The sequence below is a fragment of the Cyclobacterium sp. SOCE241 genome (genome assembly GCF_056867545.1).
The window spans coordinates 3,564,060-3,587,788 of the sequence record NZ_CP149779.1 but is presented as its reverse complement, the minus strand read 5'-3'; the positions used below and the strand labels follow the sequence as shown (position 1 = coordinate 3,587,788).

The following is a 23,729-nucleotide window of genomic DNA, read 5'->3' as shown; positions in this document are numbered from 1 at the left end:
TTATTAAAAATTTTGTTTAATAAAAATATAAAAAAATTAGACAAAATATTTGACATACTGTTTAACATTATGTAAGTTTGATTAAACAAAAATAAGGATCCATGACAACTTTAGAATTTAGTTATTCGCTTACAAAGCTCAGTCCTTCCTTGAAGCCATTTGCTTTAAAATTGACACGGGATATGGATGATGCAAATGATTTATTACAGGACACCATGGTAAAAGCCTTTACCAATAAGGACAAGTTTACAGATGGTACCAATTTGAAAGCTTGGTTGTATACCATTATGAAAAACACCTTTATCACCAATTACCAAAGGATGGTGAGGAGAGGAACCTTTGTGGATACTACTGAAAATCTTCATTTTATCAATTCCGGTTCAACGATTATTGAAAATGGAGTGTATGGGGATTTTGCAATGAATGACATAACCAAAGCGATTAATCGATTGGATGAGGTTTATAAATCTCCCTTTTTAATGCATTACAGAGGCTTTAAATATCATGAAATCGCCATTAAATTAAATATCCCAATTGGGACAGTAAAAAACAGGATACATATTGCAAGGAAGCTATTAAAAGACGATCTTAAGGTTTATACTACCATTAACTAATTAAATGAGACCAAAAAAGATTGTTGTGATCGGCTCCGGTTTTTCCGGATTATCTACAGCCACTCATCTGGCGGCCGCAGGGCATAGTGTACTTGTACTGGAGAAAAATGAGGTCTTAGGTGGAAGGGCTAGAAAATTTAATGCCAATGGTTTTACATTTGATATGGGGCCAAGTTGGTATTGGATGCCGGATGTATTTGAAAATTATTTCAGCAATTTTGGTAAAAAGGCAGCTGATTATTATGATTTGGTCAGATTAGACCCTTCATATGCAGTTTTTTTTGGTAAAGGGGATGATATAAAAATCCCAGCAAACTTGGATGAGTTTAAAGCGGAACTTGAAAAATTAGAGCCGGGAGTTTCAGAAAAGTTAGATGCTTTCTTAAAACAAGCAGCTTTCAAATATGAAAGAGGCATAAATGATTTGGTCCATAGACCAAGCCTTTCTCTCATGGAGTTTTTGGATTTCAGACTATTTAGAGATGTTTTGAAAATGGATATTTTTCAATCCATGTCTAAACACCTACGTAAGTTTTTCACCCATGAGAAAATTATCAGACTGATGGAGTTTCCTGTGTTGTTTCTTGGAGAAACAGCACAGAAAATTCCTGCATTGTACAGTTTGATGAATTATGCTGACATTGTTTTGGGTACTTGGTATCCATTGGGAGGAATGCATAAAATTATTGAAGGAATGGTTGCTCTGGCGAAAGAAAAAGGCGTGGTCCTTAGAAATAACGCAGAGGTGGTAGCGATATCTGCAGAGAATAGCGCAGCAAAAACAGTGAAGTTGGCTAACGGTGAAGAGATTACATTTGATTTTTTAGTGGCAAGTGCTGATTATCATCATGTGGATAAAAATTTATTAGCTCCTGAGTACAGTAATTACAGTCAAAAATATTGGGACCGTAGGGTAATGGCTCCTTCTTCCCTTTTGTTTTATATTGGGGTAAATAAACGTTTGAAGAATTTACAACATCACAATTTGTTTTTTGATGAGCCTTTGGAACCACATGCTGACGCCATTTATACCAACCCTAGATGGCCGGAGAAACCTTTGTTTTATGTTTCTGCCCCTTCTGTAACTGATCCTGCGGTAGCACCTGAAGGAAAAGAAAATCTCTTTGTGTTGATTCCCTTGGCTCCCGATTTAAAAGACACTGAAGAGTTGAGAAATGAATATTTTCACAAAGTAATGGATAGGCTAGAAAAGATTACAGGTCAGGAAATTAGACCGCATATTGAGTACAATCGTTCCTATGCACACAGTGATTTTAAGAAAGATTATTTTGCATTCAAAGGAAATGCTTACGGTTTGGCCAATACTTTAAAACAAACGGCGATTTTAAAGCCAACTCTTAGGAATAAAAAATTATCTAACCTATATTATACAGGACAGTTGACCGTTCCAGGGCCTGGAGTTCCCCCATCTTTGATCTCCGGAGAAGTAGTAGCAAAAGAGATTTTAAAGCGTATTTAAAAATAAAATTTTCAACCAGTGAAAATGTTATGATGGATTCAAAGCAACTTTTTGACGAAACGGCCTTGGACTGTAGTAAACTAATTACACAGCGCTACAGTACTTCTTTTACATTAGGTATCAAGACTTTGTGTAAAGGTCTTCACAAACCCATTTATGGGATTTATGGATTTGTAAGGTATGCAGATGAAATCGTTGATACGTTTCATGATAAAGATAAAAAGAGATTGCTTGAAAAATTTAGACAGGACACCTATACGGCAATTGAGGAAGGTATAAGTATGAATCCGGTTTTACATGGCTTTCAATTAATTGTTAACAAATACCATATTGAAGCGGAACTCATTGAGGCTTTTCTTAAAAGCATGGCCATGGATTTGGATTTTGCTACTTACAATGATTCCAAGTACAAAGAATACATTTATGGCTCAGCTGAAGTAGTTGGGTTGATGTGTTTACGTGTGTTTTGTGAAGGAGATAGAGAAAAGTATGAAGAATTAAAATATGCTGCCTGTAAACTCGGTTCTGCCTTTCAAAAAGTTAATTTCTTACGTGACTTAAAGAGCGACTATGAAGAAAGGGGTAGGGTATATTTTCCTGGAGTGGATTTCAAAACTTTTAACAATACTGTTAAATCGAAAATTGAGTCTGATATTGAGCGCGATTTTGAAGAAGCACTGATTGGGATTAACCAATTACCACGAGGAGCTAAATTAGGGGTCAAAATTGCCTATCTCTATTATTTGAAGTTGTTTTATAAAATTAAATCTTTGTCTCCTGAAACAATTACCCAAAGGAGAATAAGGATTCCCAATGCTAGAAAATTTACCCTACTGATAAGTACTTATTTTGGATATAAGGTGGGTTGGAATTAAGCAAGTAAAAAGAGTTTTTCAGTGTTGTTATAGCAACTATTTAATTAATATTCAAGGAACTGTTTTTACTGCTTAAAGCGTTAATGGATTGGGGTTTACTTTCCCTGAATTTTAATAATTAAATAAGTCATAGTAGCAAACATTTAGATAAGAAGTCGGTTTATTATATATGTTAAAACTGAATGTACATATTGATCAATTTTCAGGCTTTTGCTTTGGTGTGGTTTACGCTATAGAGATGGCAGAAGACATTCTAAATGAGGAAGGACATCTTTATTGTTTGGGAGACATAGTGCATAATGATGAAGAGGTAAAAAGGTTAACAAAAAAAGGATTAATCATCATTAATCATGAAGAGCTAAAGAATTTAACTAACGAAAAGGTTTTGATTAGGGCTCATGGTGAGCCTCCAGCTACCTATGAGTTGGCCATTAAAAATAATCTTACTTTGGTGGATGCCAGTTGCCCAGTGGTTTTAAAGCTTCAGAATAGAATTAAAAATTCTTTTGACAAGGATGAAAACATATACATCTATGGAAAACATGGGCATGCTGAGGTAATAGGCCTCCTTGGGCAAACAAGAAATAAAGCGGTGGTATTTCAAGATATTAATGAACTAGACCTTGAGAACATCCCTAAAAACATAACCCTATACAGTCAGACAACTAAGAGTACAGATAAGTTTTACGAAATCAATAATATTTTGAAAGACAATGGTATTACAATCAATACAAATGATACCATTTGTCGGCAAGTATCCAATCGTGACAAAGAGCTAAGGGGCTTTGCGGCACAGTTTGATCACATTGTTTTCGTGAGTGGTACTAAATCCTCCAACGGGAAGGTGCTATTTAATGTCTGCAAAGAAAAAATCCTCAGACTTACTTTGTTTCATGTCCTGAAGAGGTAGATCCAAATTGGTTTAAAACGGGACAGAGTGTAGGGATTTGTGGGGCTACTTCAACGCCAATGTGGTTGATGGAAAAAGTGGAGGAAACCATCAAGAAGTTTTAATTTTTTGACATAAACCTTTGTCATATCCATGAATACTTCAATCAAAAAGCAATTGCATACTTCCATTGATCCTAAAGGCATCATTATCGCTTTTTTGGTCATTTTGCTTTGGACAGTTTCGTTGGTATTTTTACTTCAATATCCTGTAAATTACACAAGTCCAATTTTGTATATAGGTGTTCTGGTGCAGACCCACCTTTACACCGGGTTGTTTATTACTGCCCATGACGCCATGCATGGGGTGGTTTCGAGAAATATTAGGTTAAATCATTTTATAGGTTGGTTAGCTGCCATTTTGTTTGCTTTTAATTTTTATTGGAAGTTATTCCCCAACCACCACAAACATCACCGGCATGTAGCAACTGATAACGATCCTGATTTCCATACTTCAGATAATTTTATTTCTTGGTACTTTAGCTTTATTTTGAACTACCTTACCATTTGGCAGTTTCTCTTAATGGCCATAACATTTAATCTATTGCAATTAATTTTTCCTGTACCAAACCTGATATTGTTCTGGATGTTGCCAGCTATTTTATCAACCTTTCAATTGTTTTATTTTGGAACATTCCTACCTCATAGAGGAAAACATTCCAATAAACATCATTCTGGAACTTTGAAAAAAACCATGTATGGGCTTTTGTATCCTGTTATTTTTTTGGTTATCATTTTGAACATCATGAATTTCCCAATACTCCTTGGTGGAGGCTTTGGAAAACCAAAAAACTGTCTAATTAAAATTTGAGTCACAATTTTTACCTAAAACCGAACCTTACTGGTGATGCAATTCCCTGCTATGAAAGAGTATTTAATGTCAACCATTTTGTTTTTTTCTCCCTGACGCTTTTTGCACAAGAAGGCGTAATACAAGGGAAGGTACTTAACCCAATCAATAATAATCCAATACCCTTTGCAAATATTATTGTGCAAGGAATAGATGTTGGAGCTGTTTCGGATTTGGAAGGAAATTATGTTATCAGTGGATTAGCACCTGGCTTGTATAATGTGAAAGCATCATTTGTGGGGTTCAAATCAAAAACGGTGTTTGAAGTTCAGGTTACCAAAGCCAATGCTGTACAATTGGACTTTGAATTGGAAGAAGATGCTTCCAATTTGCAAGAAGTTGTGGTGGATGCAACCTTTAGCAGAACAGAAGAAACCCCTGTGTCTGTCCGACAACTTAATGCCAATGAGATCGAACGTTACCCTGGAGGGAACAGAGACATTAGTAGAGTGATACAGTCCCTGCCCGGAGTGGCAAGTTCTGCAAGTTTCAGAAATGATATTATTATTCGGGGAGGAGCACCCAATGAGAATAAATTTTTTATCGATGAAATAGAAGTGCCTGTAATCAATCATTTCGCAACGCAAGGATCTTCAGGTGGACCTGTGGGCATTTTAAATGTTAACCTGATTCAGAATGTTGAAGTTCTAAGCGGTGGCTTTCCTGCCAATAGAATGAATGCCTTGAGTTCCTTTTTTGAGTTCCAATTGAAAGATGGGAGACGAGATAAAATGCTCACTCAGATTACTTTGGGTGCAAGTGAAGTGACACTCTCTAATGAGGGACCTATAGGTGAGAAAACAACCTATATATTTTCCGCCAGAAGATCCTATCTTCAAGGGCTTTTTAGGTTGATTGGGCTACCCTTTTTGCCAACATTTAACGACTTCACCTTCAAAACCAAAACAAAAATCAATGACAAAACGGAATTGACCGTGTTGGGAGTAGGAGCCATAGATCAATTTGCACTAAATTTTGATGTTCCGGATGAGGAGACAGAAGAAGAAAGGGACGACAGGTTGTATTTGTTGGATAATTTACCAATATCCACTCAGTGGAACTATGCCATGGGGGCTAAATTAAAGAAATTTAGAGACAATGGGTTTTGGACTTTTATCGTAAGCCGGAATATGCTTAACAATCGTTCCTATAAATATGCAGGAAACGATGAATCCAGTGAGGATAATTTGCAATTTAACTATCTTTCCCAGGAAAGTGAAAATAAATTTAGAGCAGAAAATAGTATTTTCTCAAAAGGATATACCCTACAATACGGAATGAATTATGAATTCAGTCGGTATTTGATAGAAAACTATGATACCAAATTTACAGATCAAAATGGCCTCCCTAGAGATGTTCTTCTATCTCTCTTTTTAATAGTTATGGAGCCTTTGTAATGGGCAGTAAAAAGTATTTTAATGATCGATTAATTGTGAATTTGGGTCTTCGTATGGATGGGAGTGATTTTGGTGAAACAGCTAAGAACCCCTTAAACCAACTTAGCCCTAGGTTTTCTACCAGTTATCAATTAAAAGACAATCTATTCTGGAATGCAAGTGCAGGCATTTACTATCAAAAGCCTCCCTATACTGTTTTAGGCTTCCAAAATAATGAGGGGTTTTTGAGAATCAGGTGAATGATGTGAAATTTATGCGAAGTACACATTATATCACAGGTTTCGAATGGCAATTTCCGGCAAAAAACAGAAAGCTCTCTGCTGAGGTTTTTTATAAAAGCTATGCGAATTACCCCAGTTCTATTAGAAATGGTATCGCTTTGGCAAACCTTGGAGCTGATTTTGGAGTGATAGGAAATGAGCCGGTTACCTCTGATGCCAAAGGCAGGGCTTATGGTTTAGAGCTTCTTGCCCAGCAGCGTTTATTCAGCGGGTTTTATGGTATTGCAGCGCTCACGTTGGTGAGGAGTGAATTCACCAACCCCAACACAGGGTATTTACCCTCCTCTTGGGACAACCGATTTATTGTAAGCCTTACAGCAGGGAAACGCTTTAGTAAAGATTGGGAACTGGGGGCTCGTTGGAGATTTTTGGGAGGAACACCTTACACTCCATATGACTTGGAATCTTCATCTTTACGTGCCAATTGGGATTTATACAACAGTGGACGGTTTGATTTTACAAGGATAAATGGAGAGCGATTAAAAAGTTTTCATCAGTTAGACCTGAGGGTAGATAAAAAATATTACTACAATAAATGGAATCTCAATTGGTATTTTGATATTCAAAATGCTTATAACTTCCAAGCTGAACAACAAGTAAACTTGGTTCCTAATCGAGATGATCAGGATAAACTGATTGTGGATCCGGAAGATCCAAGTCGCTATTTAATAAGGGAAGTGGCAAACCCTGCCGGAACGGTTTTGCCAACTATTGGGGTGATAGTGGAGTTCTAATAGTGCTGCTTTATGCTTGCCATATAAATAGGACTGACCCCTTTTCCTATTCGGGTAATATTGTTGATGGAGTGTTGGGTGTTGTAGCAAAATAATTGATATGTCCCTACAGGGAATCGATTTGTCTTTAGGAGTGGGCTTTTTGTGAATAATAGTTAAATAGGCTCTAATTTGGAGGCAATGAACAGCGGAAGAGTAAGGTTCCTGAGTTCATTTTTCTTAAATGAGTGTCTTTTGGCTTATTGACAGGCAAAATAATGAAGCAGTAAATCGAGAGAAAGGCTTACTTTTCGATAACCACTCGGGCTTATATATTGGTTTAATTGAGTCATTTAAATTGTTTTTTTATTAAAGATTTTTGTTAGACATTTCGCGCTTAGAAAAGGATATCTAGGTATAATTTAGACTTCAGTCCTACAAAAAGGTTAAAGTAAATGAAAAGATTTTTAAGCCTTAACTGAACTCAATGGGAGATTTTTTAAATTTCAATTCTATTTCTTTGGAATAAATGAATGAGCTTTTGTCAAGGAAAAGAACGACCTTTGTTTTTTATGGGTTGATGTTTTTAGTTTCAATTTGAGATTAATAAAGTTTTTGGCAGGGGGAATTTGCTGCATTTAAGGTGTTAAATATGGAGATTAGTGAACTTAATAAGTTGTTAGGAAATATAGACCTATATCTTTTAGATCAACTGCTAAAAGGGAGGTTTACCAAAGAAATGATGATTCTTGATGCTGGCTGTGGGGAAGGTAGAAATACACATTATTTTATTCAGAAAGGGTATCGGATAGTTGGAGTGGATGGCAATTCCTCGGCAATTAGCATGGCTAGGATTTCAGGTAGAACTTTGGATCCGAATTTCGATCCATTGAGATTTCAAGTTGCCGAGCTAGTAGATATTCCTTTCCATTCTGAAGCTTTTGATGCGGTGTTAAGTAGTGCCGTGTTGCATTTTGCTAAAAATAAGATTCATTTTCTTGAACTTTTTCAAGAGCATATGCGTGTGTTAAAGCCTGGTGGGCTCTTTTGGTTAAGGATGTGTACAGATGCCGGAGGAGCATTTGTTTTAAAAGATCAGCCTTCTGATTTGATGCAAAACCTTCCTGATGGAACCGTACGATTTGTTTTGACTGAACCCTTACTTAAGGAAATTATGAATAATCATAACCTTAGCTTACTTGAACCGGCAAAATCGGTATTGGTACATCACAAAAGGGCCATGGGTGTATTTGTTTTTCAAAAAAAGGCCGGAAAAAAATAATGGGTATAATGGATTTGCAATATGCTTTAGAGTTGGTAGGTACCTACTTTTTGCGATTTCAGGTGCTTTGGCAATTCAAAATAAAGACCAAGATTTATTTGGGGTTGGATTTATGGGCTTCATCACGGCCATCGGAGGGGGTAGTTTGAGGGATATACTTATCGACTCCTACCCATTGGTTTGGATTGAAAATGTTAATTTTCTATACGCTATTTTTGCAGGCTTGATCACAACTTTTTTATTTTTCAATCACATGACCAAACTAAGGAAAACCTTGTTTCTGTTTGACACCTTAGGAATTGCATTTTTTACAATTTTGGGGGTGGAAAAATGTTTGAATCTAGGCTTCAGGCCGGAGGTAGCTGCCATTATGGGGATGTTTAGTGCTGTTATGGGAGGTGTTATCAGGGATACACTAACCAATGAAATACCAATTCTATTCAGAAAAGAAGTGTATGCATCAGCTTGTTTAGCCGGGGCAGTTTTGTATCTCTCTTTGGATTATTTTGGTGTAGTTAGAAATACAAATCTGTTGGTTTCTATTGCGCTGATTATTATTATCCGTTTAGTGGCAGTTAGGTTCAAGCTAAATTTACCTATCCTTAATTAATGAATGATTTAGATTAAATTCTCTATCTGACTGATGGCCATTTGCCTTTTATTTGAGTATCTCATTAACCGTTTATATTTAATTACTATTGAATTATGCAAATACAAATTTTTCAAGACAAGGAAAGTTTACACCGTGCTGTTGCACAAATGTTCATTGATGCAGTAAAGGCCAAGCCAAACATTGTATTAGGTTTGGCCACCGGAAGCTCTCCCTTGGAAACCTATGAAAATATGATAAAAGACCATCAAGAAAAGGGCACCGATTATTCAGGGGTGGTTACTTTTAATTTGGATGAATACATTGGTCTAGAAGGAACCCATTCACAGAGTTACAGGTATTTTATGAATACTTCATTATTTAATGGACTCAATATTCCTTTGGACCAAACAAATGTTCCTAGCGGAATAGGAGATGTCAATGAAATTTGTAAGGCCTATGAAGAGAAAATTACGAGTGTCGGAGGAATAGATTTTCAATTATTGGGGATTGGTACAAATGGGCATATTGGATTTAATGAACCGGGTACCTCATTTGATACAAGAACCCATTTAACCGCATTGACACAAGAAACCATTGAAGGTAATGCACGCTTTTTGAAAGTGAAGATAGTGTTCCCAAAAAGGCTGTCACCATGGGGATTCAGACCATTATGGATGCAAAAAATAGCGTTGATTGCATATGGTAGCAAAAAAGCTGCGGCCATTAGAGATATGGTGAATGGTCCAATAACGGAAATGATGCCTGCCTCTATTCTTCAAAACCATTCTGATACGACCTTGTTTTTAGATGAGGAAGCGGCAGCCTTACTAAAGGCCCGTTAAAATTGTAACATTTGCGGAAAAAGGAGCCGTAGTATAGGGTTAAGATTGATTAATGATTAAATTTCTCAGATATACTCTAAATATGGTTCCTTTTCCAACTTCACTTTCTACCTCGATTTTGCCATCATGAGCTCTAATTTGCTCTCTAACTAAGTAGAGACCTAGGCCTTTTCCTTCCACGTGGGTATGGAACCTTTGGTAGAGTCCAAAAATACGGTCACCATACCTGGATAAATCCATTCCTATCCCATTGTCTTCAAATCTAATGACGCAATACTTTCCCTCTCTATAGGTATTAATGTTGACAATGGGGCTACGATCCGGATGTTTGTATTTGACCGCATTGGTCATGAAATTCATAAAAAAGTTTTCAAGGTGTGCATAGATATAGTTAATATCATTTAAAGCTGTAAAGTCTTTGTGGATGACAATACCAGATTCTTTGAGTTGGTTATATAAGCTTTTTTCAATATTGTTGAGCAGCAGTTTGAAATCTATTTGCTCAACCTTTGGTATTTTTTGTTTCTTAATAGAAACTACTTCTATCAGATCCTGAAGAGTGGAGTCCAGTAAATTGGTTGAAATTTTAAGGTTTTCCCAAATTTCTTGATTTTCAGGATCTGCAGGGTTTTCCTCATTATAGAGGTCTAATAATAGTGAAATATTGACGATTGGTGCTCTCAGGTTATGAGATACAATATAGGCAAACCTCAATAGCTCTTCATTATGAGATTTTAAGTCTTTAATTAAGTTGACACGGTCTGATTCAAGTTTTTTTGCCTCTGTAATATTTTGTTTTACTAATAAAATACGCTCTACCTCATCTGAATCATTCATTAATGGCACTGCACTTTGCAGGTATTTTTTGCTTTTGGTCTCAGTTTCAAAACTAACTCTTTGGCCTTTCAGTACTTTGCTAAGGTTGCTCTTGACAATTTTTAGGTTTTTACCTGTCAATTGTTTTAAGAGGTTGGTGCCTAACAAGGATTTAGGGTCTGTAGCAGACATTTTATATTCTTCACCATCGGTGAATAAATAATGATAACTATTGTCTAAAACATCCACGGTTCCCTGTGGAAAGTTTTCTGCAATACTTCTGTACAACTGCTCAGTTTTAATTAGTTTCTTCTCTGAGAGGGTTCTTTCAGTGATGTCATCCACAAAAATAACATAGGATTTCTTGTTCTCTTTTCCATATAAGATTCTTGTAAATGAAATTTTCAGCTCTTTATAATTGTTATCTTCACAAGGAAGATGGAAGTAGGCTACTTTCCGATCGGTTTTTAGAAAGTTGATGATTACTTGATGGAGCGTTTTTTTTATGTTATCCTTTATTAGGATGGTTTTTAATAAGTCCTTTTTATTCTTGATATTAAATATTGGGAGAGTTTTATTGTTTATCAGTATGGGCTCAAATTGGTGGTTGACAGCAAATATGGCATAAGCAGTACCATTCAATATGGCGTCGTGCATGTAATTGGTTTCCTGTAACATGCTTTCAAATCGGAATCGGTAAAGCTCTTTGCTTATCCAATCTCTCAGTATACTAAACAGCTCACTATAGTGGTTTTTGTTTTTAATGGGTTGGTCATGAAGTAAACACATGGTGCCTATTTCATTTCTCTCAGTATCGTAAAGCTTTAGTCGGATTAATGAACTGATTTGTTGGTCAGCCAAACTGGAAATATTAGCCAGTTGTTCATTATTTTCTGAACTGATCATCAAAAAATTGTTCGTGCTGTCCATTAAAAGCAATTCTTCATTAAGAATTTTGGCCCATTTCTTATCCCTGTCCAATAGCTTTTTCCCGGCACCACAAAGCGCCAAGACCTCCATCTCCTTTTTTCCGTTACTTAAATTTCCAATAAGGCAATATTTAAACCCTAACTTTCTATAAAATAGGTAATTAATTTCTTCGAATAAATTTTTCCCTTAAATAAGCTTGAGATGGCTGACACTTCTGTCAACATGCCCTGGATAAATTTTTTCTCGAATAGTTTTTTTATTAGGCCTTCTTTGCTTTTTGGTTTAATAGGACTGTTTTGAGGGGTAGAGATATTGATGATGTTGCCAGTAAGCCCCTCCTCTAAAGTATATGGGCTTTGAAAAAAGCGAACGCTATTTTTTATTTCTTGATAATGTCCTTTTTTATGCTTTACCCTATAGGAAATAGAGTAGTTATTTTTTCCATAGTGCCCTAAAGATAAAAATCTTCAATCTTTTGCTTATCCTCCGGATGAATCAAATTCAGCCAATCCCATATGTAAAAACTTCTAAAGTTACCATCCTCATAGCCTAATAAATTGTGCAATGGTCCCGCCCATAAAACTTCCTTAGTTTTGCTTAGGTATTTGAAGTAGACCTTTTCATGGTATTCAAGATCATTAATCTTACGCTGCTTTTTTATTTTTTTTATAGAAGATTTTTGAACTTGAGCTTCCTTTAAGGTTACCAATTGAAAGTCCGAGCAAATGTTTTGAATTCTGATTTTTAGACCTTTATCGTTTAATACACCGTTTTTCAGTTTTGGGAAGGGCATTAGATCAAAAATCTCTACTTTAAGTAGTGGGTATTTTAACAATAAGTATTCATGAAGATCATCAAACTTGGAAAGTTGATGTTTGATTGGGTTTCCTAGCTCATTTATTATTTTTTGTTCTTCGGAATCGATTAACCATGAACTCCCTTCACCACTAGGAGTTTGATTGATCATGGCATTCACCAAAAATCCATTGTCTCCATGAGGAACAATACAGCCTTCAATTTTCAGCCAAAGAAAGGATTGACTGTTTAATAAAAGAGGAGTTTTAAAGTGATCACTTTTCCCTAATTGTTTGAATATACAATCTAATAAAGATACATGCTCAATGGAAAAAAAGTCATCCAGTATTTTTAAATTTAATGAATTGAGCTCAGGGCTTGCCCAAAAAATGGCCTCATTGGATTGGTGAAGAATCTCAAATCGACCATCATTTAATCTTTTAAAAGTCAGTAATTGTGATTTGAAATTATTATCAAACATCAGTTTGGTGGGGTGAAAGACTAAAAACTAGGTAAAAACTTCATTAAATTTATAAAAAAAATACGGGCTTAATACAAAAAAAATATCAAATTCATAATACTCTATATTAAATTCATTATTATACTTACATTTTAAATCGCTTACAATTGCTTCTCGAGTAAAAAGGTAACTTTATGAATTTTGTCTCTGAAATTGTCCTCAGGGTCCGCTCTTAACAGCTCCAAAGAAATTACTTTACCTTCTTCAGACCTTAGTAATTCGGTAATGTCTGAAAGTTCCCAAAACATAGCCGGTATTTTATTAATGGTAAGAATCTCATCCATTTCTCTGGCACCCTGGCGGTATGCCGGTGAATCTTCACGAACCTCGTGGATATAGTATCTTTTCTCCTCTAATGAACTTACCCGCACAATTAAGCCACTCATGTCATACTTGAAAGGGGTTTTGTACTTTCCGCTTTTTTATACAAAATTCGGTTTCTTGGATAATCAAAAATTATCTTCATATGGTTGAGTAGTTCTGACCCCAAACTTCCCATTCTTCCCGTATTTATCAGCACTTCAGAAAACTCATTTTTTTCAGGGTAGGAGGTAATGACACCTTTGAAGTTCAAACCATTGATGTTTAACTTTTTTACCCTCCCAACAAAACCTTCCAAATCGCCACCAAGAGATCTCCCTAAGCTACTCTCAAGATTGGGTTCAGGAAGAACGATGTCCTCACTGGTTTCTTGGTTGAGTAGCAAGCCATGGTTCGCTCCCGTGTCAATGAGAAGTTTGGCTTGCAAATCCGGTCCATTTGCCTGTTTTATATTTGTGGTAATATAAGGTTTGTTACCAATTAGTTCTATGGGAATTTCTCTATACCAAAATGGTTTCCATTTGAAGGCTTGACGTTTAAAAAGGTGATTAACCCATTGTCATAATCAACTTTAATGGGGTTGTTCTTAAAAAACTCATGCCCAATAACGCCATATATTGGTACACCAAGCACTTTCTCCAATTCCAGAAAATCCTCATCCAATACCAAAATTGCCTGAAAAATCCCCTCTATAGGTCCCATGTCAAAATGATTGTTTGGAGAAACGGAAGCACTTAAAACGGTTTGTCCATCTGCCCCCACCAAATTGAGCTTTCTGGTATAATGCATTTGCAATTCATCTGCTATCGATTTGCTAAAAAAGATATTTGATTTTACCCCGGTATCAAAAATGAAATTCACCGGTGGACCTCCATTAATGGATACAGGAAGGATTATGAGGCTGTTTGAATCTATAAAGGGTAACGTGATTTTCTTTTCCGCTCTTTTCATGTAAAAACCAGGGACTTGACTCTCTACAGGCAAGACCGGTAAAGACCAAATTATCAAAATGGTTAGCCACTGGATCCTATAATACATGATGGTTTATCGTTCCTTTAATATATAAAAATATTTTGATTTAAAATGATATTTTAACCTCTTAGTTATGTTTTTTGACTTTCTTGATAGTTCTTGGGAATTGAACAATAATTAAAGGGAAAGGTTTTTCTGACACTTTATTTATAAAGTTTTTTTCGGAAAAAATCTTCGCACATAAGATTAAAAAAGAAAAAGGGCTAATTCATCGAAATAGTCAGGTTCAAAAATGTAATGGAACTTAAACCTTTTTCAGTACTAATTTAGAACCATTGAAAATAACTGCTCTTTTATGGATTCAAAAGTTTTATGGTTTGAAAAATCTAAAAAATAGCTGATCTTTATCCTTTACAACAATAAATCATGGCCGAAAAGTCTATCATTGAGAAAGCGAAGAAAATTTTTGAAAATTACCTTGTTAGGCAAGGTAGCCGTAAAACCCCTGAGCGGTTTTCGGTAATCGATGAGTTATATGCTTTGCCACAGGATGAGCATATTGATGTTGAAGGTTTGTTTTTAAGAATGCGAAACAATGGTTATTCCATAAGCAGGGCAACCATTTACAATACGCTTGATTTGTTAGTGGAGTGTGGGTTGGCGGTAAAGCATCAGTTTAAAGACAAAGTGGCCTTGTATGAGCAAGCTCTTACCTACAAACATCACGACCACTATGTCTGCAATCAGTGCAGGAAAATATTGGAATTTTCTGACGAAAGGATCAACCTGATTAAAGAAGAAATGGGAAATGCTTTTTCCTCTCATATTACCAGCCATTCACTTGTACTGTATGGCGATTGTCAGATTCGAAATTGTGAAAACTTGCCGGTTCATTAACCATGCCCTGCAGAAGGTGGCTTTTTTCTAATCTTTTTGAGGAGCTTAATCTTTGGAAAAAACCTTTTTATAAATGGGTTTTCTCAATGAAAACTGAAAATACAAGACCGGATACATGAGAAAATCCAAAAGTCGGTTTGGAGTAGAAAACGTTATTTCATCAATAATTGTACTTTGGTCAACACCATTGGCAACTATCCGGTGTTTATGCCGCCATTTTTTGAGAAAGAAAGGAAGCTTTATCCCTTCATCAATGAAAAAATATTCTTTTTCATCCAAATGATCAGCTGTAATTTTACTGGTCCACACCTGCTTGAAAAAATAAAATTTAGCGCTAAGCTCACCAAGTCCCCCGGTGAAGATCCGTCAAACCGAAGCAACTTTACGGGGGAAAAGGAGGGTTTAATGCCTTAAACAAATCGGAATTAAACCCATCTTTTACTTTCAAGTAGTGCTGGCCTACCTTGGTGCTAAGGCAAATTTTCATCAATAGATATAGAGGTGATTAATTCATTTGTTTTAGGTATTTGAACAAGTCACTATCAGAAGAAATTACCAAGTTTGTTTCTTCATCTAGGGAGTTTTCAAGGGCTTCCATAGATCGAAGAAATTTGTACAGGTCGATTGATTGCCTGTTTTGATTATAGGCAGAAGCATAAATTTCAGTGGCTTCCGCGTCTGCACGACCTCTTATTTCCTCTGCTTGTCTTTGAGCTTCTGATTGAATTTGAGCCAAATCTCTTTCTTTGTCACCGAGAATTTTTCTGGCTTCTCCTTGTCCTTCTGACCTGAATTGGTCAGCAATTCTGTTTCTTTCACTTATCATTCTATCGTAAACCCTATCTCTTACTTCGTCTACGTAGTTCATTCTTTTAAAGCGGAAATCCAATATCCTTACCCCTAGATCAGAAGTTCTTTCATTGGCTTTCTGTAAGATAATGTCTTCTATTTTGTCTCTACCTACTTCTATTTCTTCAAGTATTTCAAGCTCCTCCATAAATTCCTCGGTTACTTCAGGTTCTCTGTTGGTAGACCGGACAATGTCAAGTAGGTTATGGTTGGCGATTGCATTTCTTGTTTCTCCGTCAAGAATATCATCAAGCCTTGACTGAGCCGACCTCTCATCCCTCAATCGGATGAAAAATTGAAGAGGATTGGTTATTTCCCAGCGGGCATAAGTGTCCACAAAAATATACTTTTTGTCTTTTGTGGGTACTTGATTTTTGTCGCCATCCCACTCAAGGTATCGTTTGTCAAAAAATTGTACTTTCTGAATAAACGGAACCACAATATTTACTCCCGGGCTGGTTCTTGGTTCACCTACAGGTTTGCCAAACTGAGTGACTATGGCTTGTTGGGTTTCGTCTAGTATAAAAACGCTTTGAGCGGATAAAATCACGGCGACTACAACCAATATTATATAGAATAAATTACTTTTTTTCATGCTTTGATGAGGTTAATTGTGAAAGGGGTACTTTACTTATGGTGTAGTTGCTGCAGCTTTATTAAGGTTCAGTAATGGCAGTACGTTACTTCCTTTTTCATCAGTGATGATTTTGTTGCCAATTTTTGGTAGTACTTTTTCAAGCGTCTCCAAATAAATCCTTTGTTTGGTCACTTCAGGAGATTTGATATAAGCATTGAAAATTGAGTTAAATCTCTCTGCTTCCCCTCGGGCTCCATTTACTCTTGTCAATGCATAGGCTTCAGCCAATTGTATGGTTTCTTCAGCTTCTCCTCTAGCTCTCGGAATAATCCGATTATAATCTGCTTCAGCTTGATTAATTAAGGTTTCCCTTTCCTGTTGGGCTTCATTTACTGCATTAAAGCTTGGTTTGACGGGTTCTGGAGGGTTAACATCTTGTAAAACGACTTGGTCTACCCTTATTCCATTTTCATATTCATCGCACATTTCTTGTAACAATACTTCTACGCTTGTGGCAATTTCTTGACGACCAACCGTTAGCACTTCGTTGACTGTTCGGTCTCCCACAATTTTTCTCATAGCAGACTCTGACATATCGTTCAAAGTCTTTTCTGCATTCCTTACCTTGAATAAATACTTGTAAGAATCTACTATTCGATATTGAACCACCCATTCCACATCTGTTAAATTCAGGTCTCCGGTTAGCATCATACTTTCGTCTATATAGCCGGATTTGACATATTGTGACTGTCCATTTGAACTTGAGGTCGATCGAAATCCAAATTCAAGCTTTAACTGCCTTTGAACAGGTATTTTATACATGGTTTCTACGAAGGGAATGATAAAATTTAATCCAGGTGAAACCGTACGATTGTACTCACCAAGTTGAATCACTACACCTTCTTCTTCCGGGCCTACTGTTTTAATAGCTGAAAACACCATGATAACTACTACCAATCCGAGAATGATTTTGGATAAGTATTTTTTTACCCAGTCCGGATCGATATTTATTTCAAATTGTTTTTCTGACATAAGATTACTTTTTTTGCAATTTACGATTAATTGACAGAAATACCTTCGGGAATATTTTTCATTTCTTCAATTAAATTATTTAAACGAATTTGTTGGGGAGATGTTGGAGCTCCTAAGCGATATAAAAGGAAAGAAGCCTGATTTCTGTATTTTAGGAGTTGTGTAACTATCTAGATGATAGGTGGTTAGTTTTGTGGTTAAAATTTACTATTGGATACTTCTGCTAAAATACCCAGAGGAAAAGCCCAAACAGTATTAACCATACAATGTCCATGAATTTCCAATAGATGCTAAACAATTCAAGTCTCATTTTTTCATATGGGTTTGTTAAAATTACCAGAGATTTCACTTGGTCTTTTTCGCTATTGTGCAATAATAGCAGTAAGATTAATCCGTAAATGATAGCCCCAGCAAGATGAAAAAGGTGGATGCCGCTAAGTAAATAGAGAAAACTACCCGAAGGAAGGCCGGTGAAATCTATGCCTGATGCCGCCAACTCTTGCCACCCCTTGAATTGAAAAAAGTAAAAAATATACCCAACAGTAGCGTATAACCAAGGTTGCGTTTGGTTTTTATTAGATTATTGGCCAAAAAGGAAGGAACTATATCCGCCGAAACAAAGGCACTTCCTATGATCATAAAACTACTGATAATAAATGATTTTGGAATTTGGTATTGCCCAAGAGAATTGGCTGCCGATTGAGAAAGTACAAATGCTGTTGCTAAGAATAAAAAGACTAACCCGCTGCTAATCATTGCCAAATAAATTAGCATACGGTAGGGGTGCAATTGCTCTATTTTTTTAAACCAATGGGTTTGTTCCCTTTCTTTGGATAGACCTCATGATAGGATAAACAAATGAAAAGGGGATAACGTTGGCACAAATAATTAAAAATTTAAACTTTTTTCAATGTTTATCATTTGTTAATCTATATATCCATTAAGCCCTAATGGGGTTTCAATGATATTTAATAAATTGCATCCACTTAATTTACAAATCTAAAATAGGTTAGTAGATGAAGTTAATTAATGAATGATTTAATGATAAGCTAGTTAATATAGGCATTGAGAAAAGCAGGAACGGAGATGAATATTTGCATTTTAATTGGCGTATCATTGGTTGTTTGAAGTGTGTTAATAATAATTGCCTTATGTTGAGGCATCATAAAATAGAATAGTTGGACAAGCAATCGTTTTTATCGCTTTACGAAGAGGATCCATTTGTAAGGAACCTTGCAATAGGTATTGAATCCGGAGGACAAAAGAAAATAAATGTGAAGGGGCTTTCTGGTAGCATGGACATGTTAATTGTCCATGCCATCAGTAAGCTCAATGGAGGATTTCACCTCGTCTTGGCCAATGACCGTGAAGAAGCAGCTTATTTGGCGAGTGATTGGCAGACCTTTAGCGGTGAACCAGGCTTTCATTATCCTGCCAGTTATAAAAGGCCCTATCATTATGAAGAAGTGGAGAATGCGAATGTATTGATGCGTTCAGAGATTCTCAACCGCCTTTCAGATGAAAGCTTATCCGGTAAAGTGCTAATTACTTCGCCGGAAGCGGTATATGAGAAGGTAATCAATAAAAAAAGCCTCAAGGAAAATACTTTTGCAGTAAAGGTTGGAGAAAAGGTGGACTTGGAGTTTATAGAAGAACTCTTGAGCACCTATGGTTTTGAGAAAGCTGATTTTGTTTATGAAGCCGGTCAATTTGCCGTTAGGGGTGGGATCATCGATATTTTTTCCTATGCCAGCGATATGCCATACCGCTTGGAGCTTTTCGGTAAAGAAATAGACAGCATCAGGACTTTTGACCCGGAGAGCCAATTGTCAACAGGAGCTGTGGATCAAATCAGTATATTGCCCAATATCCAGACCAAAATGGAGAAAGAAATTAGGCAATCTATCATGGATTTCTTCCCTGAAGGTACCTGTTTTTGGATCAAAGACTTCAAACATGTTACCAACACAATTAAACAACTATATGACAAAGCTTGTCAACATTACGGTGACTTAGGGGAAAATAGTTCTTTACTGATGGCGCCGGAAAAATTGTTTCTTGACGAAAGTACTTTTGAAGCACAATTAGAACCATTCACCTTGCTTTCCTTTGGTCATGTATTTGATTGGAAAGGTGTGCCGGAATATCAATTTAAGGGACAACCTCAGCCCTCGTTCAATAAGCAATTTGAACTTCTTGTACAAAACCTCAATGAAAATTCAGCCAAAGGTATTGCCAATATCATCTGTTCAGAAAGCGAGAAACAGGTAAGTCGTTTGACCAATATTTTCCATGAGTTGGACCCCGCTTTGTCGGTTCAAACATTGCCTATTAACCTGAAGGAAGGATTTGTTGATAATTCTTTGAAAATTGCCTGCTATACAGACCATCAAATCTTTGAAAGGTTTTACAGGTATAAAACCACCAAAAAAACTTCCAAGTCGAAGGCACTTACATTAAAAGAAATCAAAAGTTTGCACCCGGGAGATTTTATCGTCCATGTAGATTATGGAATTGGTCGCTTTGCCGGTTTAGAAAAGGTGGAGGTAAATGGTAAGTTGCAGGAGGCCATTCGATTGGTGTTTAGAGATGATGACTTGCTGTATGTAAATATCCATTCTTTGCACAAAATTTCTAAGTACAGCAGTCAGGAAGGCACCATGCCAATCATGTCTAAATTGGGTACACAAGAATGGGAAAATAAAAAGAAGCGAGTAAAGAGCAAAGTAAAGGATATTGCCAAAGATTTAATCAAGTTATACTCTAAAAGAAAGGCTGCTTCAGGTCATAAGTTTTCAACAGATAGTGTGCTTCAGGTGGAGTTGGAAAGCTCCTTTATTTACGAAGACACTCCCGACCAGGCTTCAGCTACTGCTGACGTAAAGCAAGACATGGAGAAGCCTTATCCTATGGATAGGCTTGTGTGTGGGGATGTAGGCTTTGGTAAAACGGAAGTAGCGGTAAGAGCAGTATTTAAAGCTGTGAATGATAGAAAGCAGGTAGCAGTATTGGTTCCCACTACTATTTTGGCCATGCAACATTACCAGACCTTTAAAGAAAGGCTGGAAAATTTCCCTGTCAACATTGATTATATCAATCGGTTCAGAACTGCCAAAGAAGTCAGAGAAATTATAGAAAAAGTGGGGAATGGTGAGATCGATATTCTAATCGGTACTCACAAAATTGTCAATAAGGCAATGAATTTTAAGGACCTTGGCTTGTTGGTCATTGATGAGGAACAAAAGTTTGGAGTCAAAGTCAAAGATCAGTTAAAACAGCTTCGAGTCAATGTGGATGTACTTACACTCACGGCTACTCCCATACCTCGGACCCTTCATTTTTCATTAATGGGTGCCAGAGATCTTTCCGTTATTGCCACACCTCCCCGAATAGGCAGCCGGTAACAACCGAAATCCATATATTTAGAGAGGATGTTATACGAGATGCGGTGGCCAATGAATTAGCCCGTGGAGGTCAAGTGTTTTTTGTACACAATAGGGTCATGGAGATTGACTCAATTGCGAATTTGATCTTGAGATTGGTGCCTGATGCAAGGGTTATAGGCGCCCATGGGCAGATGGATGGGAAAAAGCTTGAGAAGATCATGGTAGACTTTATAGAAGGAGCTTACGATGTATTGGTATCTACCAATATTATTGAGTCTGGGCTTGATATACCGAATGCAAATACCATCATTATCAATCGGGCGCATATGTTTGGGATGAGTGATTTGCATCAGATGAGAGGTAGAGTAGGAAGGAGTAATAAAAAAGCCTATTGTCTATTATTAACCCCTCCAACTTCCACCCTGACCCCAGAGACCAGAAAAAGGTTACAAGCCATGGAGGAATTTTCTGATCTTGGTGATGGATTTAAGGTAGCCATGAGGGATTTGGATATTCGTGGAGCCGGTAATTTATTAGGAGCAGAACAAAGTGGATTTATATCTGATTTGGGTTTTGAAATGTACCACAAAATACTTGATGATGCTGTTCAGGAACTCAAGCAAACGGAATTTGCATCAATTTTTGACCAAGACTTGAAAAAGGTGGTGGCACCATTGGTTCAAGATTGCGTTATAGAGACAGATATGGAGCTTCTGATTCCCGAAAGCTACGTAAGCAATATTTCAGAAAGATTGAGTTTGTACGCTAAATTGGATAATATCAAAGAGGAGGACTCCTTGAGAAGTTTAGAAAGGAGATCAAGGATAGGTTTGGTGCCATTCCTGATAGGGTTCAGGCATTGTTAGAAACAGTTGAACTCAGATGGATGGCTGTTAACCTTGGATTTGAAAAACTTTCATTGAAAAATGAACAAATGAAATGCTACTTCGTTTCTTCCAAAGAAGCCCCCTATTTTAGCTCTCCTGTATTCATGAATATTATTAAGTTTATTCAATCAAAAAGCAGGTTTTGCAAAATAAAGGAAACCAAAGATCGTTTAATCCTCATAGTAAAGGGAGTGGATACCATTGAGAAAGCCCAAAATTGGCTCTCTGAAATGACCGTAGATAAATAAATGCTAGCCATGGAGGGTGGATATATTTAATAAACAGTCAATTAGAATGGGTAATTATTAAATTTATCCTTCTTTTTTTAAATTTAGGAGGATATTTCGTGTGGAGAATAGTTGAGATTGTACAATTATTTTTGCTGTTTTTCACAGGAATTTGATATAATTGGTTTTTATCTTGTGTTTGGAGAGAAAAAGAATATTGTTATAATATATTATTGGTCATATATTAGCGTTTTATTAAGACAAAACTTAAAACTTGTCGCATGAAATTTGAGAATAAAAATTTTCATTTTAGTTTTTTTGTTGCAGTAGCTTTACTGGGGATATTGGTTTCTTCTTGTGGTCAACAAAGTTCAAGAAGAACCGCTAGTAACCCCGGAGGTGTAAGTGCATCAACAGGAGCTAAATATAGTTTTGATGAAGAAGATTCAGCATTTCAGGTATTTAGGCTTCCACGAGAGGTAATCGGACCAAGACTGGTTTTCATCCAAGGAGGAAGAGCTGTTTTGGGATCGCAGGAACAAGACATAATGGGTTTCCGTGATAATGTTGAAAGAACGGTAACAATTGCTTCCTTTTATATGGATGAAACGGAGGTTACCAATGTAGACTATAAAGAGTTTCTTTTTAATATAGCAGATAGCGTAAGTGCTGATTCTCTTAAGAAGTTAGAGCCAAACGAAAATGTATGGGCCAATGCAATGTCTTACAATGATGTTTACTCAACTTATTATTTCCGGTATCCCGGCTTTAATTTCTACCCTGTCGCAGGTGTAAGTTGGACGCAAGCCAATGCATACAGTGCTTGGAGAACCCAATATGTAAATGAGTTAGAACGAGAAAGGAATTTTGGAGGAAAGAATAAAAAGGGTGATGAAGAAGAAACTGCCGAGCTTTCTTTTGATCAATTAATAGAACGAGGCGTGGTTTTTCCAAATTATCGACTTCCTAATGAGGCAGAATGGGAATTTGCGGCTAAAGGGATGATCGGGACACAATACATGGATGAAAACCAAGAGAATGGTAGAATTTATCCTTGGGATGGAAGGGGACCAAGAAACCCATACAATATCAAAAGAAAATCAAGACAAGGTGATTTCTTGGCCAACTTTAAAAGGGGCCGAGGGGATTATGCCGGTCTGTCGGGAAGTGTCTCCAACGATGGAGAGATCATACCTACCAATGTTTATGATTTCCCTCCAAATGATTTTGGCTTGTACAATATGGCCGGTAATATGAATGAGTGGGTCCAGGATGTTTATAGGCCACTTTCATTTCAGGATTTTGATGACCTCAATCCTATAAGGAAAGATGGTACAAATGATGAAGAAGATACTTACAATACCACTTTGATTGACGATAATTTCAGGGTTTTTAAAGGTGGATCGTGGAGAGATGTCGCTTATTGGTTGGCCCCGGGTACCAGAAGATTTATGCATCAGGATTCTTCTTCCAATCATATTGGTTTTAGATGTGCCATGATTGCTGTAGGGGTAAAGACAGATAACATTTAAACTTATTTAAGTTTTAAGAAAAGGGCTTTATTGCCCTTTTTTTTATATCCCTATTTTTTGATTTTGTAATAGGAAAAAGGTCTTTCAGATAGAGGTAACATATTAAATTTCTTT

18 protein-coding genes and 5 pseudogenes are annotated in these 23,729 nt (G+C 36.6%); 14 read left to right on the top strand and 9 right to left on the bottom strand.

The annotated features are described in order from the left end of the window. Window positions 1–101 precede the first annotated feature (101 nt). The 11 genes and pseudogenes from WG932_RS17865 to nagB all read left to right on the top strand — a co-directional run bounded on the left by WG932_RS17865 (window position 102) and on the right by nagB (window position 9,874). Window positions 102–614 (top strand): RNA polymerase sigma factor, encoded by a 513-nt coding sequence (locus tag WG932_RS17865; RefSeq protein WP_014019359.1) that lies wholly within the window; start codon window positions 102–104, stop codon window positions 612–614. Between the two features lie 4 nt (window positions 615–618). Next, a complete protein-coding gene (locus WG932_RS17860; protein WP_339678274.1) occupies window positions 619–2,094 on the top strand; it encodes a phytoene desaturase family protein in 1,476 nt (491 codons plus the stop codon). A 32-nt stretch (window positions 2,095–2,126) separates the two neighbouring features. After that, on the top strand, window positions 2,127–2,969 hold the full coding sequence (locus WG932_RS17855) for a phytoene/squalene synthase family protein (protein ID WP_483088676.1): 843 nt from the start codon (window positions 2,127–2,129) through the stop codon (window positions 2,967–2,969). Between the two features lie 169 nt (window positions 2,970–3,138). Next, a pseudogene (locus tag WG932_RS17850) lies at window positions 3,139–3,983 on the top strand (4-hydroxy-3-methylbut-2-enyl diphosphate reductase). 28 nt (window positions 3,984–4,011) lie between these two features. Next, window positions 4,012–4,721: pseudogene (locus WG932_RS17845) on the top strand (fatty acid desaturase). A 3-nt stretch (window positions 4,722–4,724) separates the two neighbouring features. Then, the gene (locus WG932_RS17840) at window positions 4,725–6,164 is read left to right on the top strand and encodes a TonB-dependent receptor (protein WP_483084878.1); all 1,440 of its coding nucleotides are present in this window, start codon (window positions 4,725–4,727) and stop codon (window positions 6,162–6,164) included. Next, window positions 6,164–6,403: a TonB-dependent receptor domain-containing protein gene (locus tag WG932_RS17835; RefSeq protein WP_483084877.1), complete on the top strand. Its 240-nt coding sequence runs from the start codon at window positions 6,164–6,166 to the stop codon at window positions 6,401–6,403. The genes WG932_RS17840 and WG932_RS17835 overlap by 1 nt, the downstream gene beginning before the upstream one ends. 14 nt (window positions 6,404–6,417) lie before the next feature. Further along, entirely contained in the window at window positions 6,418–7,179 is a 762-nt protein-coding gene (locus WG932_RS17830; RefSeq protein WP_483084876.1) for a hypothetical protein, read from the top strand. Window positions 7,180–7,810: 631 nt separating this feature from the next. Further along, entirely contained in the window at window positions 7,811–8,440 is a 630-nt protein-coding gene (locus tag WG932_RS17825) for a class I SAM-dependent methyltransferase (RefSeq protein WP_483084875.1), read from the top strand. 8 nt (window positions 8,441–8,448) lie between these two features. Continuing rightward, a pseudogene (locus WG932_RS17820) lies at window positions 8,449–9,050 on the top strand (trimeric intracellular cation channel family protein). Between the two features lie 95 nt (window positions 9,051–9,145). Beyond that, complete coding sequence (nagB, locus tag WG932_RS17815; protein WP_483084874.1) at window positions 9,146–9,874, top strand: glucosamine-6-phosphate deaminase; 729 nt, start codon at window positions 9,146–9,148, stop codon at window positions 9,872–9,874. A gap of 39 nt (window positions 9,875–9,913) precedes the next feature. Here nagB and WG932_RS17810 read toward each other — a convergent pair whose 3' ends face one another. From WG932_RS17810 to WG932_RS17790, 5 genes are all read right to left on the bottom strand, one after another. Then, a complete protein-coding gene (locus tag WG932_RS17810; protein WP_483084873.1) occupies window positions 9,914–11,710 on the bottom strand; it encodes a PAS domain-containing sensor histidine kinase in 1,797 nt (598 codons plus the stop codon). Between the two features lie 361 nt (window positions 11,711–12,071). Next, the gene (locus tag WG932_RS17805) at window positions 12,072–12,896 is read right to left on the bottom strand and encodes a hypothetical protein (protein WP_483084872.1); all 825 of its coding nucleotides are present in this window, start codon (window positions 12,894–12,896) and stop codon (window positions 12,072–12,074) included. A 140-nt stretch (window positions 12,897–13,036) separates the two neighbouring features. Further along, on the bottom strand, window positions 13,037–13,321 hold the full coding sequence (locus WG932_RS17800) for a PDZ domain-containing protein (protein ID WP_483084871.1): 285 nt from the start codon (window positions 13,319–13,321) through the stop codon (window positions 13,037–13,039). Next, window positions 13,318–13,683: a hypothetical protein gene (locus tag WG932_RS17795; protein WP_483084870.1), complete on the bottom strand. Its 366-nt coding sequence runs from the start codon at window positions 13,681–13,683 to the stop codon at window positions 13,318–13,320. Before WG932_RS17795 ends, WG932_RS17800 begins: the two co-directional genes overlap by 4 nt. Window positions 13,684–13,742: 59 nt before the next feature. Beyond that, window positions 13,743–14,294: a retropepsin-like aspartic protease gene (locus WG932_RS17790; protein ID WP_483084869.1), complete on the bottom strand. Its 552-nt coding sequence runs from the start codon at window positions 14,292–14,294 to the stop codon at window positions 13,743–13,745. A 360-nt stretch (window positions 14,295–14,654) separates the two neighbouring features. Here WG932_RS17790 and WG932_RS17785 point away from each other — a divergent pair, with 360 nt between their 5' ends. After that, window positions 14,655–15,125 (top strand): Fur family transcriptional regulator, encoded by a 471-nt coding sequence (locus WG932_RS17785; RefSeq protein ID WP_014019348.1) that lies wholly within the window; start codon window positions 14,655–14,657, stop codon window positions 15,123–15,125. Window positions 15,126–15,170: 45 nt separating this feature from the next. Here the strand turns inward: WG932_RS17785 and WG932_RS17780 are convergent. The 4 genes and pseudogenes from WG932_RS17780 to WG932_RS17765 form a co-directional block, all read right to left on the bottom strand. Then, window positions 15,171–15,612: pseudogene (locus WG932_RS17780) on the bottom strand (SRPBCC family protein). Between the two features lie 18 nt (window positions 15,613–15,630). Further along, window positions 15,631–16,569 carry a protease modulator HflC gene (hflC, locus tag WG932_RS17775; protein WP_014019346.1) on the bottom strand — a complete coding sequence of 313 codons (939 nt, stop codon included), beginning with the start codon at window positions 16,567–16,569 and terminating at the stop codon, window positions 15,631–15,633. Between the two features lie 36 nt (window positions 16,570–16,605). After that, on the bottom strand, window positions 16,606–17,583 hold the full coding sequence (gene hflK, locus WG932_RS17770) for an FtsH protease activity modulator HflK (RefSeq protein WP_014019345.1): 978 nt from the start codon (window positions 17,581–17,583) through the stop codon (window positions 16,606–16,608). Window positions 17,584–18,060: 477 nt separating this feature from the next. Further along, window positions 18,061–18,339 carry a hypothetical protein gene (locus tag WG932_RS17765; RefSeq protein WP_483084868.1) on the bottom strand — a complete coding sequence of 93 codons (279 nt, stop codon included), beginning with the start codon at window positions 18,337–18,339 and terminating at the stop codon, window positions 18,061–18,063. Window positions 18,340–18,761: 422 nt separating this feature from the next. Here WG932_RS17765 and mfd point away from each other — a divergent pair. Together mfd and gldJ are read left to right on the top strand one after the other, a co-directional pair. Continuing rightward, window positions 18,762–22,104: pseudogene (gene mfd / locus WG932_RS17760) on the top strand (transcription-repair coupling factor). A gap of 260 nt (window positions 22,105–22,364) precedes the next feature. Then, window positions 22,365–23,615 (top strand): gliding motility lipoprotein GldJ, encoded by a 1,251-nt coding sequence (gldJ, locus tag WG932_RS17755; RefSeq protein ID WP_483084867.1) that lies wholly within the window; start codon window positions 22,365–22,367, stop codon window positions 23,613–23,615. The last annotated feature ends 114 nt before the right edge of the window (window positions 23,616–23,729 follow it).

Bases quoted from the DNA above. Each gene is read 5' to 3' on its own strand.
- WG932_RS17810 (WP_483084873.1), bottom strand. From the start codon at position 11,710: ATGGAGGTCTTGGCGCTTTGTGGTGCCGGGAAAAAGCTATTGGACAGG.
- WG932_RS17865 (WP_014019359.1), top strand. From the start codon at position 102: ATGACAACTTTAGAATTTAGTTATTCGCTTACAAAGCTCAGTCCTTCC.
- WG932_RS17860 (WP_339678274.1), top strand. From the start codon at position 619: ATGAGACCAAAAAAGATTGTTGTGATCGGCTCCGGTTTTTCCGGATTA.
- WG932_RS17800 (WP_483084871.1), bottom strand. From the start codon at position 13,321: ATGAGTGGCTTAATTGTGCGGGTAAGTTCATTAGAGGAGAAAAGATAC.
- WG932_RS17785 (WP_014019348.1), top strand. From the start codon at position 14,655: ATGGCCGAAAAGTCTATCATTGAGAAAGCGAAGAAAATTTTTGAAAAT.
- WG932_RS17765 (WP_483084868.1), bottom strand. From the start codon at position 18,339: ATGATTAGCAGCGGGTTAGTCTTTTTATTCTTAGCAACAGCATTTGTA.
- nagB (WP_483084874.1), top strand. From the start codon at position 9,146: ATGCAAATACAAATTTTTCAAGACAAGGAAAGTTTACACCGTGCTGTT.
- WG932_RS17805 (WP_483084872.1), bottom strand. From the start codon at position 12,896: ATGTTTGATAATAATTTCAAATCACAATTACTGACTTTTAAAAGATTA.
- WG932_RS17835 (WP_483084877.1), top strand. From the start codon at position 6,164: ATGGGCAGTAAAAAGTATTTTAATGATCGATTAATTGTGAATTTGGGT.
- WG932_RS17855 (WP_483088676.1), top strand. From the start codon at position 2,127: ATGGATTCAAAGCAACTTTTTGACGAAACGGCCTTGGACTGTAGTAAA.
- WG932_RS17830 (WP_483084876.1), top strand. From the start codon at position 6,418: ATGCGAAGTACACATTATATCACAGGTTTCGAATGGCAATTTCCGGCA.
- hflK (WP_014019345.1), bottom strand. From the start codon at position 17,583: ATGTCAGAAAAACAATTTGAAATAAATATCGATCCGGACTGGGTAAAA.
- WG932_RS17825 (WP_483084875.1), top strand. From the start codon at position 7,811: ATGGAGATTAGTGAACTTAATAAGTTGTTAGGAAATATAGACCTATAT.
- hflC (WP_014019346.1), bottom strand. From the start codon at position 16,569: ATGAAAAAAAGTAATTTATTCTATATAATATTGGTTGTAGTCGCCGTG.
- gldJ (WP_483084867.1), top strand. From the start codon at position 22,365: ATGAAATTTGAGAATAAAAATTTTCATTTTAGTTTTTTTGTTGCAGTA.
- WG932_RS17790 (WP_483084869.1), bottom strand. From the start codon at position 14,294: ATGTATTATAGGATCCAGTGGCTAACCATTTTGATAATTTGGTCTTTA.